This is a genomic window from Actinobaculum suis (genome assembly GCF_900618115.1).
Taxonomy (GTDB): Bacteria; Actinomycetota; Actinomycetes; order Actinomycetales; family Actinomycetaceae; genus Actinobaculum; species Actinobaculum suis.
This window is the reverse complement of record NZ_UYIO01000001.1, coordinates 2,029,711-2,046,418: the sequence shown is the minus strand read 5'-3', so window position 1 is coordinate 2,046,418 and position 16,708 is coordinate 2,029,711. Positions and strand designations below refer to the sequence as shown.

Annotated in this window: 11 protein-coding genes and 1 tRNA gene; 9 read left to right on the top strand and 3 right to left on the bottom strand. The window is 60.1% G+C overall.

Translation table 11 applies throughout. The features are described from left to right. Positions 1-235 precede the first annotated feature (235 nt). From H8274_RS08250 to H8274_RS08230, 5 genes are all read left to right on the top strand, one after another. Complete coding sequence (locus H8274_RS08250; RefSeq protein WP_185934270.1) at positions 236-2,206, top strand: M23 family metallopeptidase; 1,971 nt, start codon at positions 236-238, stop codon at positions 2,204-2,206. 83 nt (positions 2,207-2,289) lie between these two features. Next, positions 2,290-3,132, top strand: coding sequence for a glycerophosphodiester phosphodiesterase family protein (locus tag H8274_RS08245; protein WP_083078615.1), 843 nt, complete (start codon positions 2,290-2,292; stop codon positions 3,130-3,132). Positions 3,133-3,298: 166 nt separating this feature from the next. Continuing rightward, positions 3,299-3,568 carry a metal-sensitive transcriptional regulator gene (locus H8274_RS09795; RefSeq protein WP_065415005.1) on the top strand — a complete coding sequence of 90 codons (270 nt, stop codon included), beginning with the start codon at positions 3,299-3,301 and terminating at the stop codon, positions 3,566-3,568. 576 nt (positions 3,569-4,144) lie between these two features. Next, positions 4,145-5,095 (top strand): zinc-binding dehydrogenase, encoded by a 951-nt coding sequence (locus H8274_RS08235; RefSeq protein ID WP_049619993.1) that lies wholly within the window; start codon positions 4,145-4,147, stop codon positions 5,093-5,095. Between the two features lie 307 nt (positions 5,096-5,402). Continuing rightward, positions 5,403-7,856, top strand: a complete 2,454-nt coding sequence (locus H8274_RS08230; RefSeq protein ID WP_185934269.1) for a phosphoketolase family protein — start codon at positions 5,403-5,405, stop codon at positions 7,854-7,856. Positions 7,857-8,098: 242 nt separating this feature from the next. Here the strand turns inward: H8274_RS08230 and H8274_RS08225 are convergent. Further along, a tRNA-Arg gene (locus H8274_RS08225) sits at positions 8,099-8,171 on the bottom strand. A 375-nt stretch (positions 8,172-8,546) separates the two neighbouring features. Here H8274_RS08225 and argS point away from each other — a divergent pair. Both argS and lysA read left to right on the top strand, forming a co-directional pair. Continuing rightward, positions 8,547-10,223 carry an arginine--tRNA ligase gene (gene argS / locus H8274_RS08220; RefSeq protein ID WP_185934268.1) on the top strand — a complete coding sequence of 559 codons (1,677 nt, stop codon included), beginning with the start codon at positions 8,547-8,549 and terminating at the stop codon, positions 10,221-10,223. A gap of 254 nt (positions 10,224-10,477) precedes the next feature. Next, the gene (gene lysA / locus H8274_RS08215; RefSeq protein ID WP_185934267.1) at positions 10,478-11,995 is read left to right on the top strand and encodes a diaminopimelate decarboxylase; all 1,518 of its coding nucleotides are present in this window, start codon (positions 10,478-10,480) and stop codon (positions 11,993-11,995) included. 210 nt (positions 11,996-12,205) lie between these two features. Here lysA and aroD (H8274_RS08210) read toward each other — a convergent pair whose 3' ends face one another. Together aroD (H8274_RS08210) and aroD (H8274_RS08205) are read right to left on the bottom strand one after the other, a co-directional pair. Then, a complete protein-coding gene (gene aroD / locus H8274_RS08210; RefSeq protein WP_074662422.1) occupies positions 12,206-13,021 on the bottom strand; it encodes a type I 3-dehydroquinate dehydratase in 816 nt (271 codons plus the stop codon). A 124-nt stretch (positions 13,022-13,145) separates the two neighbouring features. Beyond that, on the bottom strand, positions 13,146-14,072 hold the full coding sequence (aroD, locus tag H8274_RS08205; protein WP_185934266.1) for a type I 3-dehydroquinate dehydratase: 927 nt from the start codon (positions 14,070-14,072) through the stop codon (positions 13,146-13,148). A 179-nt stretch (positions 14,073-14,251) separates the two neighbouring features. Here aroD (H8274_RS08205) and H8274_RS08200 point away from each other — a divergent pair, with 179 nt between their 5' ends. Then, positions 14,252-15,583 (top strand): homoserine dehydrogenase, encoded by a 1,332-nt coding sequence (locus H8274_RS08200; protein ID WP_049619999.1) that lies wholly within the window; start codon positions 14,252-14,254, stop codon positions 15,581-15,583. Beyond that, a complete protein-coding gene (thrC, locus tag H8274_RS08195) occupies positions 15,583-16,683 on the top strand; it encodes a threonine synthase (RefSeq protein ID WP_049620000.1) in 1,101 nt (366 codons plus the stop codon). The genes H8274_RS08200 and thrC overlap by 1 nt, the downstream gene beginning before the upstream one ends. The last annotated feature ends 25 nt before the right edge of the window (positions 16,684-16,708 follow it).

The window sequence follows — 16,708 nt, the reverse complement described above, 5'->3', positions numbered from 1 at the left end:
GGCAATCACCACAACCCGCGGGAAACACGGGAAGACGAGGGCCGATAATCAACCCTTTGTTCCTGCTGTGAGCAAGAAAGTTGCAAACTCGTTATACTCCGTTATCATTTTGTGACATAGCGGTGAGTGCTATCCTCCCGCTCGTAGTATTTTTCTTCCGTGCGTTTTGGGGTCGATTTTTCCGCGACGCTAGGCGCACGAGTATTCGGCGATTTGCAACAGATGGAGAACCCGAGTGGCTCAGGAGCGTTACGTCACCGCACCCGCACGGCGGTCTCGGCTTGAACTGCGCTCTGAAACTCCGCCTCCGCGTACCCGCCGGGAAGCGAAGCTCGCTCAGTATGTGGCCGCGAGCCGCACCCAGCGCACCCAGCATACGCAACAGTCTCAGCAGGCTCAGCAGGCCAATTCACGGGCCGGGAAACGAGCCGCAAGTGCCACGGGTGGCACGCGTGTTTTTTCGACGACGCCGTCCGCCGAGCCCCTGCCAGATCGCTCGCGTAACACTGCCGCGGGCACGCAACCGTTACCCACTGCCACGGCACCTTCGAGCCGCGTAGCACGCCGCCGGGAAGAAGCTGCGGCGAACCTGGCTGTGCGGCGCCGGGCGCAAGCAGAGCCGCAAGTATCCCGTTCGGGCCGGCGCGCGGCCAGCCCGGTAGCGGCGGAAGCCGTGGCGCGGCCAGAAGATTCTCCGCGGCCGGGCCGGCGCGCGGCCCGGCGTCAAGAAAACAGCAGGGCAGAGGCTAGGCGGGCAGAAGGCCGACGTTTAGAAACTAGCCCGACAGAAAGCAACCGGGCTGATAACCGCCGCGCAGATACCAACTTGGCAGAGCTAAGCCGGGCAGAAAGCCGGCGCCTAGAAACTTCACCGGTTGATATTGCTCCCGCGGGGCGTATACACCCGCGCGGTATAGCCACGAGGCGCGCGGTGGATCGCGAAGGGGAGCAGGAACGGGCTGTTCGCCGGCGGGAACGCGCCGAACATTTGTGGGCTGAACAAACCCGGGCGGCAGCCTCCCGCAGATCGGGCCGGCGTGCCCAGATTCAAAACGAGCTGGATAAGGCTTTCGCCGCGGTGCTTTCCGCGGAAACCGGGCCCGCGGCGGGTGCGGATGTGCCTGCACCGGCAGATCCTGTGGCAGATGCTCCGGTGGCGGCGACTGTGGCGGCGCCGGCTACTGTGGCAGCGCCGGCCAGGAGATCGCGGGTGGGCCGGCCGGCTGCGGCGCGGGTAGCGGCGGCGTCGGCCCCGCAACCAGCGCACACCGCGGAAGCCAAACCGCTCGCATCCACTCCGCAACCCACGCAGCCGCAGCCGTCCCTGCGCGCCACGCAAGCGGCAACGTCAACGCAGGCAGCAACGCCCACGGAAACAGCAGAAAGCCGGTTAGCAGCACGCGTGGCGAAGGCCGCGGTGAAAGCGGCGAAGGCCGCGCACGCGCCGCTGGAATCTCGCGCCTCCCGGTTGGGGCTCACGCGGCGGCGGCTCATGCTGGTTGGTACGGCAGCGATTGCCGGTATTGCTTTCCCCGCGGCGATGACCTTCCAAGGCGCCGCCTCGCAACCTTTAACCAGCTCCGTGGTGGGTCCGGATAGTGAAGAAGACCTCACCACCCCGGCCAGCCTTACCGGGGCGCGCACCGCACAAGTGAAATCACAAGTGCGGGCAGCGGCGCAAGAATCGGTACCTTCCTGCGCGGTGACCAGCGGCGCTTCCGGAACGCGCACGGCGCTCGCGGTATCCACCTCCGAAATCATTGTGATGCCGCTCGAAAGCGGCGTGTACCGGGTCAGCTCGCCATTCGGGGTGCGTACCGACCCGATCACGGGTGGCCGCTCCGTCCATGCCGGGCAAGACTACGCCGCTCCCGCTGGCACGCCGATCCACGCGGTCGCGAACGGCAAGGTCGTGCACGCGGGTGCGGGCATCGAAGGCCGGTCCAACAACCTCATCATTATTGAGCACGAGGTTGGCGGGGTGAAGTTCCAATCTTGGTACGTACACATGTACGACGACGGCGTCTTCGTGAAAGAAGGCGATGAAGTGACCGTGGGGCAAGTGATTGGTGCCGTTGGTTCGAACGGTTATTCCACCGGCCCGCACCTGCACCTAGAAATCCATGACGCGCAGGGTGAGCTCATGGACCCGGCAGTCTTCCTCGCCGAACACAAGGCCGTGCCGGTAGAGGACTTGTGCAAGTAACGGCCGGCGAGGGCCCGAAAAATTAAGGTGAGCTTTGCGCACTGGTTACGCATTTGCCACGCGCGTGAACTAGCGTATCTGCTATGCCGGAACCTGTGTACCAGATCAGCGAAACCCCGCTTGTAATTGCCCATCGGGGCGGGGGTAATGAACAACCGGAAAACTCTTTTGAAGCCTTCCAAGCCATGTATGACGCCGGCTTTCGCTATTTTGAATCCGATGTGCATGCTACTGCGGATGGCGTGGCGGTGATTATGCACGATCCTTCCCTGGATCGCACCACCGATGGGTCCGGGCTTGTAGTTGAACACACCTGGGCAGAAATAGAACAAGTGCGCGACGCTTCCGGCCACCACCCACCCCGGCTCGATACCGTTCTTGACGCCTTCCCGGATGTGACTTTCAATCTTGACGCCAAAGAAGATACTTCCGTGGATCCGCTCATCACCACCTTGCAACGCACGGGCGCTACCAACCGCGTGTGCCTCGCGAGCTTCTCACAAAAACGGATCGACCGGATGCGGACCTTGCTTCCGCAGGCCGCCTATTCGCTTGGCACTTCCGCAATTGCGGGACTGGTAGCTGCTTCCAAAACTCGGGCTGCGTTGCGCTGGGCCCGCCACGGTGGCCGCGTGCTGGGTTTACCCCGCAATATGGAAGGGATCCAAGCCGTGCAGGTGCCCGTTTCCTTCCCGCTTCCGGGGTTTAGCATGCTGCCCGGTTCACCCGGCGTAAAAATCCGCGTGGTCACCCCGCGGTTTGTGGAACTAGCCCATGCTTATGGTCTGGCCGTGCACGTATGGACCGTGAATTCGTATCCGCAAGCCGAATGGTTGGTCGATATGGGGGTAGACGGCATTATCACGGACGAACCCACCATGATCTCGCGCCGCCTGCGCGAATCTGGCCGCGGGGCGATAATCTAAGCCGCAGCAGCAGGGCGGGCGCGGGGTAGCGAATATACCCCCGTGGGGTATGATGCGGGCCATGGCAAAGCAGGAGAAAACAGCCCCGGAACCGGAAAACACCGCACCGAAACAACGAGAAGGTGCGGCCCCGGAACCCGAAAACACCGCGCACCCGCATGGCTATATTCAAGATAAGGAACGGTATGCGCGGCGGATGAAACGCATTGCCGGGCAGGTGCGTGGCATTGAACGCATGATCGACGAAGGTAAATACTGCATCGATATTCTCACCCAAATTTCTGCGCTCACCGCCGCTCTGGAATCGGTAGGAATTGCCCTGCTAGATGACCATATGCGCCACTGCGTGAGCGAAGCCGTACGCGAGGGTGGCGATGTGGCCGAAGAAAAGCTTGCAGAACTCAGCACCGCCATCGCTCGTTTCGTGCGTTCCTAGTATCTGCTGTATTTGCTGTCAGGTACTGCTAGAAGGTGCGGTAACCACGCTCGGAAAACTCCATAGCCACTGCCCGAAAACTTAGTAGCCTCGCTGTAAAACCAATTCCTATTTGTACACTTTGGGCGGGAAGTTGGCACAAAATAGCGGTTCTTGAAGGTTTACTGGTAAGCTGGGAGGGCTGTAACTGAATACAATGTTGGGTATCGCGAAGTGGCGGTACACATAATTTGCCCCGCGCGCTTATGTGCAGGCCTGCAGAAACTAATACGCCACCGTAGTCGTGGTTTCTCGCCCGCATCGGGTATGGCGAATTGGATATAGCGAATTTGGTTTTCGCTGCGTAAAGCTGGTCTTGCTGTAGCGAGCTGAACTAGTCGCGCACACGCTCGCATAATTTCTGATTTATTACCGGAAAATGGCTACCCGTCGCATCGGTATACCAATCATGACGCGTCAAATGCGGCTTACGGAGCGCCGCCGCGGAGCATTGCCGTGGAACACGGCCAACCCAACAAGGCCTGTACTTTCAAACCCGCGTGGGGCAGCAAAGCAAACCAATGGAGGTAGAAGATTATGAAGGCATGGCAGTTTATAAAAACTGGAGAACCGCTACAGCTCGCGGAGGTGCCGGAGCCGAAGGCCGGGCCGGGAGAAGTAGTTATTGATATGAAGGCCGCGGGCCTATGTCACTCGGATGTAGGCCTGCTGGAAGACGAAGGCTGGCTTTCCTTACTGGCGAAAACCCCGATCACCATCGGGCATGAAAATGCTGGGGTGGTGGCTGAAGTTGGGGAAGGTGTCACGGATTTCCAGGTTGGTGATCGCGTGGGAGTGTGTCCTACCGCTGACGGCGTGGGCGCACCTGGTTACGGGTTCGACGGAGGCTTTGCCCCCAAGATGGCAGTTGACGCTCGGGCATTGGTGCCGCTACCAGACGGCGTCGACTTTGCAAACGGGGCCGCCGCAACCGATGCGGGTATGACGTCTTACGCCGCGCTCGTGCGGCAAGGTGGAGCCAAGAAGGGCGATACCGTCGGCATTATTGGCTTGGGCGGTTTGGGTCAGATCGCGGCGCGGGTTGCCGTACTCATGGGCTGCGAAGTTTACGTGGCGGAAATCAATGAGGATGTATGGAAGCTAGCCCGTGAAATTGGGGCGAAGGACGTCAGGAAGTCAATCGCCGATTTTGCGGACGTTACTTTTGATCTGATTGTGGACTACGCGGGTTTCGGTACGACGACGGCGCAGGCCGTGGACGGGATCCGGCGGGACGGCACGGTGGTAGTAGCGGGTATGGGCAGACTAGAAGCTACGATTTCCACGAAGTCGCTGATTTTGAACCAGTGCCGGCTTATTGGTTCGAATGGCGGCACGAAGGAAGACGTAGCTGGCGTGTACGAGTACATGGCCACCGGCAAACTCAATCCGCAGCTCACCAAGATTAGCTTCGAGGAGATTCCGGAGGGAATCGAAAAGCTCAGGCAAGGCAAAGTGGTGGGCCGGCTGATAGCCGTCTACGAATAAGAAACTTGGCCGCTTACGTTCCGAAGCTACCGGCCGGGCCTCTAAGCGGGGCATGGTAGTGCCGTGCCGGTGCGAGCGGTAGTGCCACGGGATGAAAGCCCCGTAGCGCTAGCGCGCGGCGCGCGGTCCGCAACGTCCGCGAGTCGCGCGCCGTGGGGCACAAAACCTGAGCTGGCAGCGTTTCGTGGAGGTTTCGCACAGTTCACAGCGGGGGCGGGCCGAATTTCCCCCGCTACGTACCCGCCCTCGGTTTAGGCTGGAGGTGTAATGCTCAACCAGGTGCGAAACCATGCACGGAAGGAACGTAATGAGCACTCACTTAGATCTCGAAGCGCAACTGGAAAATCCCACGGAAGCAGAGATCCGCGCCATCGACGCGTGGTGGCGTGCCGATTGTTATTTGACGGTCGGTCAAATTTATTTGCAGGATAATCCGTTGCTACGCCGTCCTCTCACCGCGGACGATATTAAACCTCGGTTGCTCGGCCACTGGGGTACTAGCCCGGGGCTGGCTTTTATTTACGCGCATGCGAACCGGCTCATCAAACGCACCGGTCAAAACATGATTTACATTACGGGTCCGGGCCATGGCGGGCCGGCCGTCGTCGGCGCTACCTACCTGGAAGATACCTATACCGAGGTTTACCCAGAAATCACCCAAGACGAAACCGGGTTACACAAACTTTTCCGCCAGTTCTCGCAACCGGGTGGCATCCCCTCGCACGTTTCGGTAACCACTCCCGGTTCGATTAACGAAGGCGGGGAACTGGGCTACGCGCTCGTGCACGCCTTCGGTGCCGTTTTTGATAATCCCGATTTGATCGCACTCACCGTTGTGGGCGATGGTGAAGCCGAAACCGCGCCGCTGGAAGGTTCGTGGAAAGGAATTTCCTTCCTCAACCCGGCCCGCGATGGCGCGGTGCTCCCCATTTTGCATTTGAACGGTGCCAAGATTGCTTCGCCCACGGTGCAAAGCCGTAAGGATCCGGAACAGTTGCGCAAACTCTACGAAGGTCACGGCTATGAAGTGATCGAAGTGGAAGGTAGCGATGTGCCGGGGATCCACGAACAGTTCGCGCGGGCTTTGGCCCAGGCCTGGCACAAGATCAAGCAGATTCAAGCCGCCGCGCGCGAACTGGACGCCAATGGTGTGATGAAGGGACTCACCCAGGTTCCCGGTAATGGGGAAATGCCCACGTGGCCGATGATTATTTTGCGTACCCCGAAGGGGTGGACGGGCCCGCACGAAGTGGACGGCACGGTAGTGGAAGGTACCTGGCGTGCACACCAGGTACCGCTGGCCGGAGTTAAAGATGATCCCGCGCATTTGCAGATTCTCGAAGAGTGGATGCAGTCTTACCGGCCGGAAGAACTCTTTGATGAAAACGGGGCACCCACTGATTTGGTGCGGGCCAATAATCCGGAAGGCAAACTGCGCATGTCTGCCAACCCGGTAGCTAATGCGGGTGGTTCTTATGCGCCGTTGAGTATGCCCAACTGGCGGGAATTGGCGATTGATTTTGCGCCCGAAGAACGCGGCAAGGCGGCGGGCAAGAAGGAATCCACCCGGTACTTGGGGGAGTTCATGCGGGAACTGTACCGGCTCAACCCGCAAACTTTCCGCGTCTTTTGCCCCGATGAGCTCAACTCGAACCGTTTGGGGGCGGTGCTGGAAGAATCCGACCGTACCTGGATGGAGAAAACCAATGAGCTGGACGTAAAGCTCTCCCGGGCCGGCCGCGTAATGGAAGTGCTTTCGGAACACAATACGCACGGCTGGCTGGAAGGCTATACCCTCACCGGGCGGCACGGGCTGTGGGCTTCTTATGAAGCTTTCGGCATGGTTTCTATTTCGCAAACCATTCAGCACGGCAAGTGGTTGGAAGAAGGCGTGAAGCTGGATTGGCGGGCCCCGGTGCCGGCGCTGAACCTGTTGCTTTCTTCTACCTGCTGGCGCAATGACCATAATGGTTTCTCCCACCAGGGGCCGGGCATGCTTTCCTCGGTACTGAACTTGCGCGGGGATATCGTGCGTGTTTATTTGCCGCCGGATGCTAACTGCTTGCTGGAAGCGGCCAGCCATATTTTCCAGTCCACCGATCGCGTGAACCTGATCGTGCAGGATAAGCAACCGCAATTCCAGTGGCTCACCCCCGATGAGGCCTACGAGCACGTAGAACGCGGGTATGGCATTTGGGATTGGGCCGGGAATGAAGATCTAGAATCCGGGGAGGAACCGGATATTATCTTTGGTTGCGCTGGAGACGTAGTAACCGCGGAAGTGGTTGCGGCCGCCCAGATTATTCGCGAACGGCTCCCGCAAATGAAGGTGCGCGTGGTGAACGTGGTACGGCCCCAAGTTTTGGCGCGCCCCAAGGATCACCCGCGTGGCATGAGCGATATTGAATTCACGGAAACCTTTACCGACCACGTGGATTGCATTTTCGTTTTCCACGGTTACCCGGGAAGCGTGCATCAGCTCCTGCATGGCCGGCCGGACGCGGATCGTTTCCACGCCCGCGGCTTCATCGAGGAAGGCACTACCACTACGCCTTTCGACATGGTGGTGCGCAACCGCGTGGACCGCTACCACCTGGTGCAAGACGCGATCAACAACTGCAAGCGGTCTATCCGCGGCGGTGCTGATCTGAAGCGTTGGTGCAGTGCCGAACTCGAAAAGCACCAGCGATACGTGGTGGAACACCTGGAAGATATGCCGGAAGTGGCGAACTGGGAATTCCATGCCGACGCCGGTAAATAACGTATCCGGAAGGAAACGTATCCGGAAGGAAACGTATCCGGAAGGAAACGTTGCTGCTAGGGCAGCAGTGCCGCTAAAACGTTGCTGCTAAAACAGCGTGGTGAGAAACAAGTGGCGCGCTACTGAGAAAACACGGTAGCGCGCCACTTTGGTAGCCAAGTAACAACGAAACAGTAGTGGGCCGCGCTTCGTAAGATTTACAAAGCGCGGCCCACCCGCATCTGTAATGCAATTTTTTCTTGTGCCCCGAACAGGATTCGAACCTGCGGCCTTTCGCTCCGGAGGCGAACGCTCTATCCCCTGAGCTATCGGGGCTCGGTGGAAAACTATAACATCCTAGCGCGCACCTGCGGGTTAGAAAAAGAATTGGTGACGAATACGACGTCGTCCCGGCCCGGGCGTATGCCAAAAAAGGCTCGATGTGAGGCCTACCACCAGTCGGTGCCGTCAACCGGCGTCGCCACCCAGCGCGGCCGGCAGTGCCGCAACCCAGCCGCAACCCAGCCGCAACCCAGCCGCAAACCAGGCCGCCCAACCAGTGGCGCCTGCCAGGGCCGGTGGCTCGAATAGTCGCTCGCGCCGTGGCCGGGCGCCGCACGCAACGCGGGAGGCACGGTTCGTAGTGGCGGTGTTGCTCGCACCCTAGTGGGAAATCCAATGCGGGCGCGGCGGGCCGGATAGACTGGCGGGGTGACTCCCGAAGAACTTAGTGAACTAATTGGGCGCGTCCTGGAAGCGGCGCGCGATGCTGGCAAGATTAACCTCGATGGGGAAATCCCGGCGCCGAAGGTGGAACGCCCACGTTCGCGCGAACACGGAGATTGGACCACGAATGCGGCCCTGCAATTGGCTAAGCGGGCAGGCATGCAGCCGCGCGAACTAGCGGCAGTGATCAAGGCGGGTCTGGATGCGGAAGCAGGTATTGCGGCGGTGGATATCGCCGGGCCCGGCTTCGTAAATATCAAGCTTTCGGCGGGAGCCGCCGGGCAACTGGCGCGCAGCATTGTGGAAGCTGGGGAAGCCTACGGTAGATCTGACTCCGCGGCCGGCACCACGATCAATCTGGAATATGTTTCCGCCAACCCCACCGGGCCGATCCACATTGGCGGGGCGCGGTGGGCGGCCGTTGGCGATTCTTTGGCGCGGATCCTCAAGTTCACCGGCGCGAACGTGGTCCGCGAATACTATTTCAACGATCACGGCAACCAGATCAACCGGTTCTCCGCGTCTCTTTTGGCCCGTGCCCGCGGCGAAGAAGCTCCCGAAGATGGTTACGGCGGGGCCTATATTGGGGAAATCGCAGACCAGGTGATTGCCGATTGCGCGGCTGCCGGCGAGCCCGATCCGCGTACTTTGCCGGATGCGGAAGCACAAGAAGTTTTCCGGAAGCGCGGCGTGGAACTCATGTTCGCGGAAATCAAAGAGTCTTTGCATAATTTCCGCGCCGATTTTGACGTCTTCTTCCACGAAGATTCTTTGCACGAATCCGGGGCGGTAGCTAAGGCCATCGAGATTTTGCGTGAACGTGGCGTGATCTACGAAAAGGAAGGCGCCACCTGGCTGCACACCACCGATTACGGGGATGATAAAGACCGCGTCATCATTAAATCTGACGGCGAGGCCGCGTATTTTGCCGGCGATATCGCCTACTACCTGGATAAGCGCCAGCGCGGGGCCGATCATTGCATCTACATGTTGGGTGCAGACCACCACGGGTACATCGGTCGCATGTACGCCATGGCCCGCGCCTTCGGAGATACCGCCGGCCCGAACGAAAACATGGAAATCATGATCGGCCAGCTGGTTAACCTCAAGCGGGATGGCAAAGAAGTGCGTATGTCCAAACGGGCCGGCACCGTCGTCGTTCTCGAAGATCTGGTCGACGCCGTGGGCGTGGACGCGGCCCGGTACTCGCTGGTACGCACCTCCGCGGATACTTCACTCGACCTGGACCTGGACGTACTTGCCTCCCACACGAACGACAACCCCGTGTACTACGTGCAATACGCCCACGCGCGCACGGTTTCGGTAGCGCGCAATGCTGCCAGCCACGGAGTAGACCGAACCGATGCTTTCGCCCCGGATCTGCTCGAACCGGCCGATTCGGATCTGTTGGGCCAGCTCGCGCGGTTCCCAGAAATCGTGACCACGGCGGCCACCCAGCGCGAACCCCACCGCGTGGCCCGCTACCTGGAAGAACTCGCCGGCGCCTACCACACTTGGTATGGCAAAGCCCGGGTAACTCCGCGCGGCGAAGAACCGGTAACGGATCTACACCGCACCCGGCTGTGGGTAAATGACGCCACCCGGCAGGTACTCGCCAACGGGCTCGGCCTGCTCGGCGTTACCGCGCCAGAAAACATGTAGGTAACCGCCGGTTGCCGGGCCGCGTGGTACGGGCACGGTGGGCACCGTGGCCGCCCCGGCCGGCGCAGGCACGGCTGGGCGCAGCTGGCGCGGCAGGCACGGCAGGCGCGGCTAGGAAGCAGGCGCAGCGCCCGGCGGCAGGCACGGCGGGCACAGCGGCCACCAGGGCGCAGCAGGCGCAGCGCCCGGCGGCAGGCACACAACAAAGTGGGCAACAACAAGTAGGCAACAACAAGTAGAGGGAAGGGAAGCTCATGGAAAACCAAAAGGTATACGAGGAGCTTGCCGCTCCAGAACCGGAAGGCACAAACACGGGAGTGTGGCCGCTAACCGCGCGCCGGCAAGCAGATGGCGGGCTGGAAATCGGCGGCGTGAGCACCGCCCAGATCGCTTCCGATTTCGGAACACCGATATATGTGCTCGACGAAATGGATTTCCGCACCCGCGCCGCAGCCTGGAAACAAGCCATGGACGCCGCCTTCGCAGACCTCGCCGGCGCCGACGTCTACTATGCCTGCAAAGCTTTCGCCTCCGTGGGCGTGTGCCGCTGGGCGCTAGAAGAAGGCCTGCGGCTCGATACCTGTTCGGAAGGGGAAATGCGCACCGCCCTGGCGGCCGGCGCCACCGGAGAACAGCTCGGCCTGCACGGCAACAATAAATCCCGCCGGGAAATCCAGCAGGCGCTCGAACACGAGGTCGGCCACCTGGTGGTCGATTCATTGGCAGAGCTCGCTCACGTTGCCGATGTAGCCCATTGGGGTGACGACGGCGGTACCGTGGCCAAAGTGATGCTACGCGTAACCACAGGCATTCACGCCGGCGGGCACGAATATATTTCCACAGCGCATGAAGACCAAAAATTTGGGTTATCGATCGCCAGCGGGGAAGCCTGGGAAGCGATTAGTGAAACCCTGCGCCATCCGCGCTTGCAGCTCGTAGGTTTACACTCGCATATCGGCTCGCAGATTTTCGCATCCGAAGGATTCGTAGCCGCCGCGCGCGCCCTCATGGATCTACGCGCCAGGGTGTACACCGAACACGGGATCGTATTACCCGAAGTCGATTTTGGGGGAGGCTTCGGGATCCGCTACACCGCGGCCGACCCGGCCCCGCTCCGCCCAGAAACATATGCGCAAGCCCTCGCCGAAGTAGTGCGCACCCACACGGCCGAAACCGGAATTCCTGCCCCGCGCGTATCCATCGAACCGGGCAGATCCATCATCGGCCCGGCCGGTGTGACCCTCTACGAAGTAGGAACCATCAAAAACGTGCAACTAGAAGGCGGACGCACACGCCGCTACATTTCCGTAGACGGCGGCATGTCAGACAATATTCGGCCCGCTCTCTACGGTGCGAACTACACCGCCGCGCTCGCGAACCGCGTACCGGAAAAGCCCTCGATGGTGAAAAGCGCCGCGGCAAATGCGGCCGCTACTGCTGCGGATGCAGTTACCGCGGATGCTAGTGCCGCTGGTACTAGTACTGCGGATGAAGGCACTGGCAGCGCCGGCGTGGTCAGCCGCGTGGTGGGTAAACACTGCGAATCGGGCGATATTGTGGTGCGCGATGTCAGCTTGCCGGCAGACGTTACCGCGGGAGACATTCTGGCGGTGCCCGCCACCGGCGCATACGGGCGTTCCATGGCTTCGAATTACAATATGCTCCCCCGCCCGGGAGTGATCTCGGTACGCGACGGGCAAGCCCACTGGCTGGTCTACAGCGAGGAAGTGCCCGATCTGCTCTCCCTCGACGCTGAATACACCGGCGAATAAAACGCCAAATACCCGCTGAATGGCAATGGATTACGGCTGACCGCATTGCCAGTAAGTGCGAATTACGACGCCGAACGGGGGTGGGGTAGCGCGCTGCCGCGCTACCCCACCCCCGTTACACAAACTCAGCTATGTTTCCGCCCGGGCCGGAGCTATCTATTTGGCTGATTTGTCCGGCTCGCTCGTTTCGCCGGGTTCTCCGGCCTCGTCTTAGTGCGTTTCGCCGGCCGCGTCCGTTTCGATCTTGGGCAGGTGCCAGCTGTCATGGGCGTGGGCCCAGCGGTCCACGGTTTCCAGCACCGGCAAAAGTTCATTTACCGGGAGCTGGCCGGCCGCGGTGTCATGATGGCCGTCCGTAGACCACGTAGCTGCCGAACCGTACAGGGAAGGCGCAATTCGCGAAATTGCGCCCAGCGCACTCATCGCCATCGTAATCAGCGGAATATGCAGTTCTTCCGAAGCCCGCCAGGTGGCCCGCATCAAAGTAAACACATCGCCCGCATTTTGCGGCTGTACCGCGATCTTCCCAATCGAAGTTCCACGTACCTGCATAAGCCGCAAACGGTTAACGATCTCATCTTCCGGCGGGGTAGCCCGGTGGTCATGATAGGAAGCCAAAACTGGTACCTGGGCCTGCGCGGCCGCCGTAATAATTGGCTGCGTCCAATTCTCTGTGCGGAAAATCTGCACATCAATCGCATCAATCTTGCCGCTTTGGATAAGTGCGAACAAAATTTGCGCATACTGTTCGGGCATCACAGCCCGCTGCCCACCTTCTGCCGCCGTGCGAAAAGTAGCTAAAATCGGCAAATCCGTCAAATCTCGCAAATACGCGGCGGCCTGCTTGAGCGCCGTAGCGTCGCAAGAATCACGCAAGAAATCGACGCGCCATTCCAGCACATCGATGCCGGCCGGAAGTTCCGCAACTTGTTGGCTCATTTCCTCAGGCGTGGCCGGAGTGATCGGTACAAAGATTTTGGTGGGTCCGCTCCCAATGGCGGCATCCCCAACTCTAACGATAGGCATGGTGTGCTCTCCTTCACGCGTCGTTGCGATGGTGGGGGTCAGTTTACCTTTCTTTGTATGTAGAAGGCGAGTGGGCGCACTTAAGAAATTCACGTGCCTGCGTCACTGGAGAAACCAGCAATCCTCAACCGTCAATACGTGCTAAATAATCCATGATTGGTGCCAGCTCGGCCGCCGGTAACTGTCCCGGCGCGCTAGTAGCCTGCGCCGCAATAGTGGCAAAGCTCGCGCTGCCTCCAAAAATGCCGGTAGCAATACGTGTAATCGCGCCGGCTGGGCCCATCGCCATGCTAATTACCGGTACCGGAAGTGCCTGGCTAGCCGCCAAAGTGGCACCCAAAACCGTGAGCGCATCCCGCTTCGAATTTGCGGTAGTGGCAATTTTCACGGCATTGGCGCCGCGCTGTGCCATCTGCGTTAGCCGGCCCAATATTTCGGCTTCGCTCGGAGTTTCCGCAAAATCGTGGAAAGAGCCAATTACCGGCACGCCGGCCCCTTGAATACCGGCCACAATTCCTTCCACCAGGCCGCTATCGCGAAACATTTCCACGTCCACGGCGTCCACGGCTCCCGATTCGGCCAGTGCTACCAGCAAATCCGCGTACACCGGGCCCTCAATTTCTTTTTCCCCACCTTCGGCACTAGTGCGGAAAGTGGCCAAAATCGGCAGGTCGGTAGCCGTCCGCAAGTCTTGCGCGGCAGCCAGCATCGCGGTTTCCGAAAGGGCTTCTTCCATGTAATCCACGCGCCATTCCAGCAGGTCGGGAGTAAAAGTAGGCGCGCTTTCGGCGTCGTCGGCCCCGGGAGGGGTACCGCCGGTCCCGGTAAAAGTAAGGGGTTCGGTGGCGCGGGCCCCCACAGACGGGTGCCGCTCGCCATGCGCGGGCGTAAAGCCTTCGGTACCGGGGTATCGATACCCGCTCGCTTGGGCTGCGCTACCAATGAGTTCAAGTTGCGTACGCGCAACTAGGGGAACAATAATCTTAGGTGTTCCGATTCCTAAGGTGGTGCTGCGCCGTGGAGCGCTACCGATTCTGAGTTTTCCGGCCATGGGAGCTAGCGTATCGCGGACGCACGCGGCGCCGCGAGTGCCAGGCAGATAAGCTAGGTGAATGCATTACCGCGGTGCGTAGGCAAACGCGGCGCACATGCAGTTTCCGTAATGCACAAGACGAAGATAACATTCATATTCACGGTAACGTCACGAGGTCTAGAGGAGAATAGATAAGCGTGGAGGAATTGAAAGTTGCGCTCCTCGGCGCGGGTACGGTTGGTTCGCAGGTAGTTCGCTTGCTGGAAGAAAACGCGGAAGATTTCGCGGTACGGGCGGGCGCTAAACTAAAGATTATTGGGATTGCGGTGCGGGATACTAGCAAGCCGCGCGATCCTGCAATTGCGCGGTCTTTGCTTACAGACGACGCCGAATCCATTATTGACCAGGCGGATATCGTCATTGAACTCATGGGCGGAATTGAACCGGCCCGTACCTACATCCTCCGCGCCATGGCCGGCGGAGCATCGGTGGTCACGGGCAATAAAGCCCTGCTAGCCGAGTACGGCCCGGAAATTTACGACGCCGCCGCCGCGGCCGATGTGGATCTGTACTACGAAGCAGCCGTGGGCGGCGCGGTGCCGATTGTGTACGGGCTACGCGAATCTTTGGCGGGCGATAATGTGCTTTCCGTGCTCGGTGTGCTCAACGGCACCACGAATTACATTCTGGACGAAATGACGCATAACGGCTTGAGCTATGCGGAAGCTTTGCGCAATGCGCAGGAACTCGGGTATGCGGAAGCCGATCCGACGGCCGATGTGGACGGTTTTGACGCCGCCGCCAAATGCGCTATTTTGGCGTCCCTCGCTTTCCACACGCGGATCAATTTGGAGGACGTTCACACCCACGGAATCCGCGATATTACACCGGAACAAATCGCTGCCGCCAAACGCGAAGGCTATGTGGTGAAACTGGTGGCTTCGGCCAAACGCCGCCCGCACGGCATTGAACTGTATGTGGGCCCTTCCTTGGTACCGCAAGGGCACCCGCTTTCTACCGTGCATGGCGCCTACAACGCCGTCGTTATTGATAGTGAAGCTTCGGACCGGCTCATGTTTTACGGACCTGGTGCGGGCGGGAGCCCCACGGCTTCCGCGGTACTTTCCGATGTGGTAGCCGCCGCGAATAAGAAGGTTTATGGAGGCCACGCCCCGCGCGAACTTATTTATGGGGAACTGCCGGTACTTTCTGCCGCCGAATCGCGTTCGCGTTTCCAGTTGCGGATGGCCGTGCCCGACGTCGTGGGCGTACTTGCCGCAATAACGAGCGTTTTTGCCCACCACGGGGTCTCTATTTCGGCGGTTGCACAAGAATCGGTGCTTCCCGAAAACAAGGGCCACAACCGCGCAATACTTACCGTTACCACGCACGAAGCATCCCAGCGGGCGCTGGAAGATACTATTGCGCAGTTGCGGGAAGGCATCCCGGTAGCGGCTTCGGAAGGCCAAGAAGATCCCGGTACCTTGCCGGTAGAAATCTCTAGTTTCATTCGAGTGGAGGAAGCGTAATGGCACATCTATGGCAGGGAATTATTGATGAGTACCGGCAGTGGCTTCCCTTCGGGGAGGAAACTGCGGCCGTGACCTTGCGCGAAGGCGGCACCCCGCTGGTGCGGGCACGCGCCTTGGAAGAACGTACCGGTGCCCAGGTGTATATCAAAGTGGAGGGGGCTAATCCCACCGGTTCTTTCAAAGACCGCGGGATGACTTCCGCCATCACCCAGGTAGCTACCACGGATACCCGCATGGTGGCTTGTGCTTCTACCGGTAACACTTCCGCTTCGGCGGCGGCTTATGCGGCGCAAGCGGGCTTGGAATGCGCGGTAATTTTACCGGCCGGGAAGATTGCGGCCGGCAAGCTGGCCCAGGCGATCGTGCACGGTGCTCGCCTGGTAGCCGTGGACGGAAACTTTGATGATTGCCTGCGCATTGTGCGTGCGCTTACCGAAAAATACCCGGTAGCACTGGTGAATTCGGTAAACCCGTACCGTTTGCAAGGCCAGAAGACGGCCGCTTTTGAAATCGTTGACGAACTGGGAGACGCCCCCGATATTCACGTGCTCCCGGTAGGAAATGCGGGCAATATTTCCGCCTACTGGATGGGGTATAACGAATACGCGGGGCGCCGCACGGCTACTTCCATGGGAGAACTACCCGCAAGCGCCACTCCGCGGGCCACGAAAGTGCCGCGCATGTGGGGCGTGCAAGCGGCGGGTGCCGCGCCCTTTGTGGCCGGCCATCCGATCGAAAATCCGGAAACTATTGCCACCGCGATTCGCATTGGTAACCCGGCGTCGTGGGATTATGCGGTAGCGGCCCGGGACGATTCGGGCGGGTGGATCCGCGCCGTTTCGGATACCGAAATTCTGGAAGCGCAGGCGCTACTGGCCGCGCAGGTAGGTATTTTTGTGGAACCGGCGTCTGCGGCTTCCGTGGCCGGCCTGCTGGCCGCCGCCCAAGCCGGGGAAGTACCCGCGGGTGCCACAATTGTGTGTACCGTTACCGGCAATGGTTTGAAGGACACCGCTACCGCGCTGGCCGGGCGCGAGTTGGACCTAACCCCGATCGAACCGAGCGTGGAAGCCGCGGTAAAGGTATTGAGCCTGTAGATTTTGCTGGTTAGCACGGCTAATA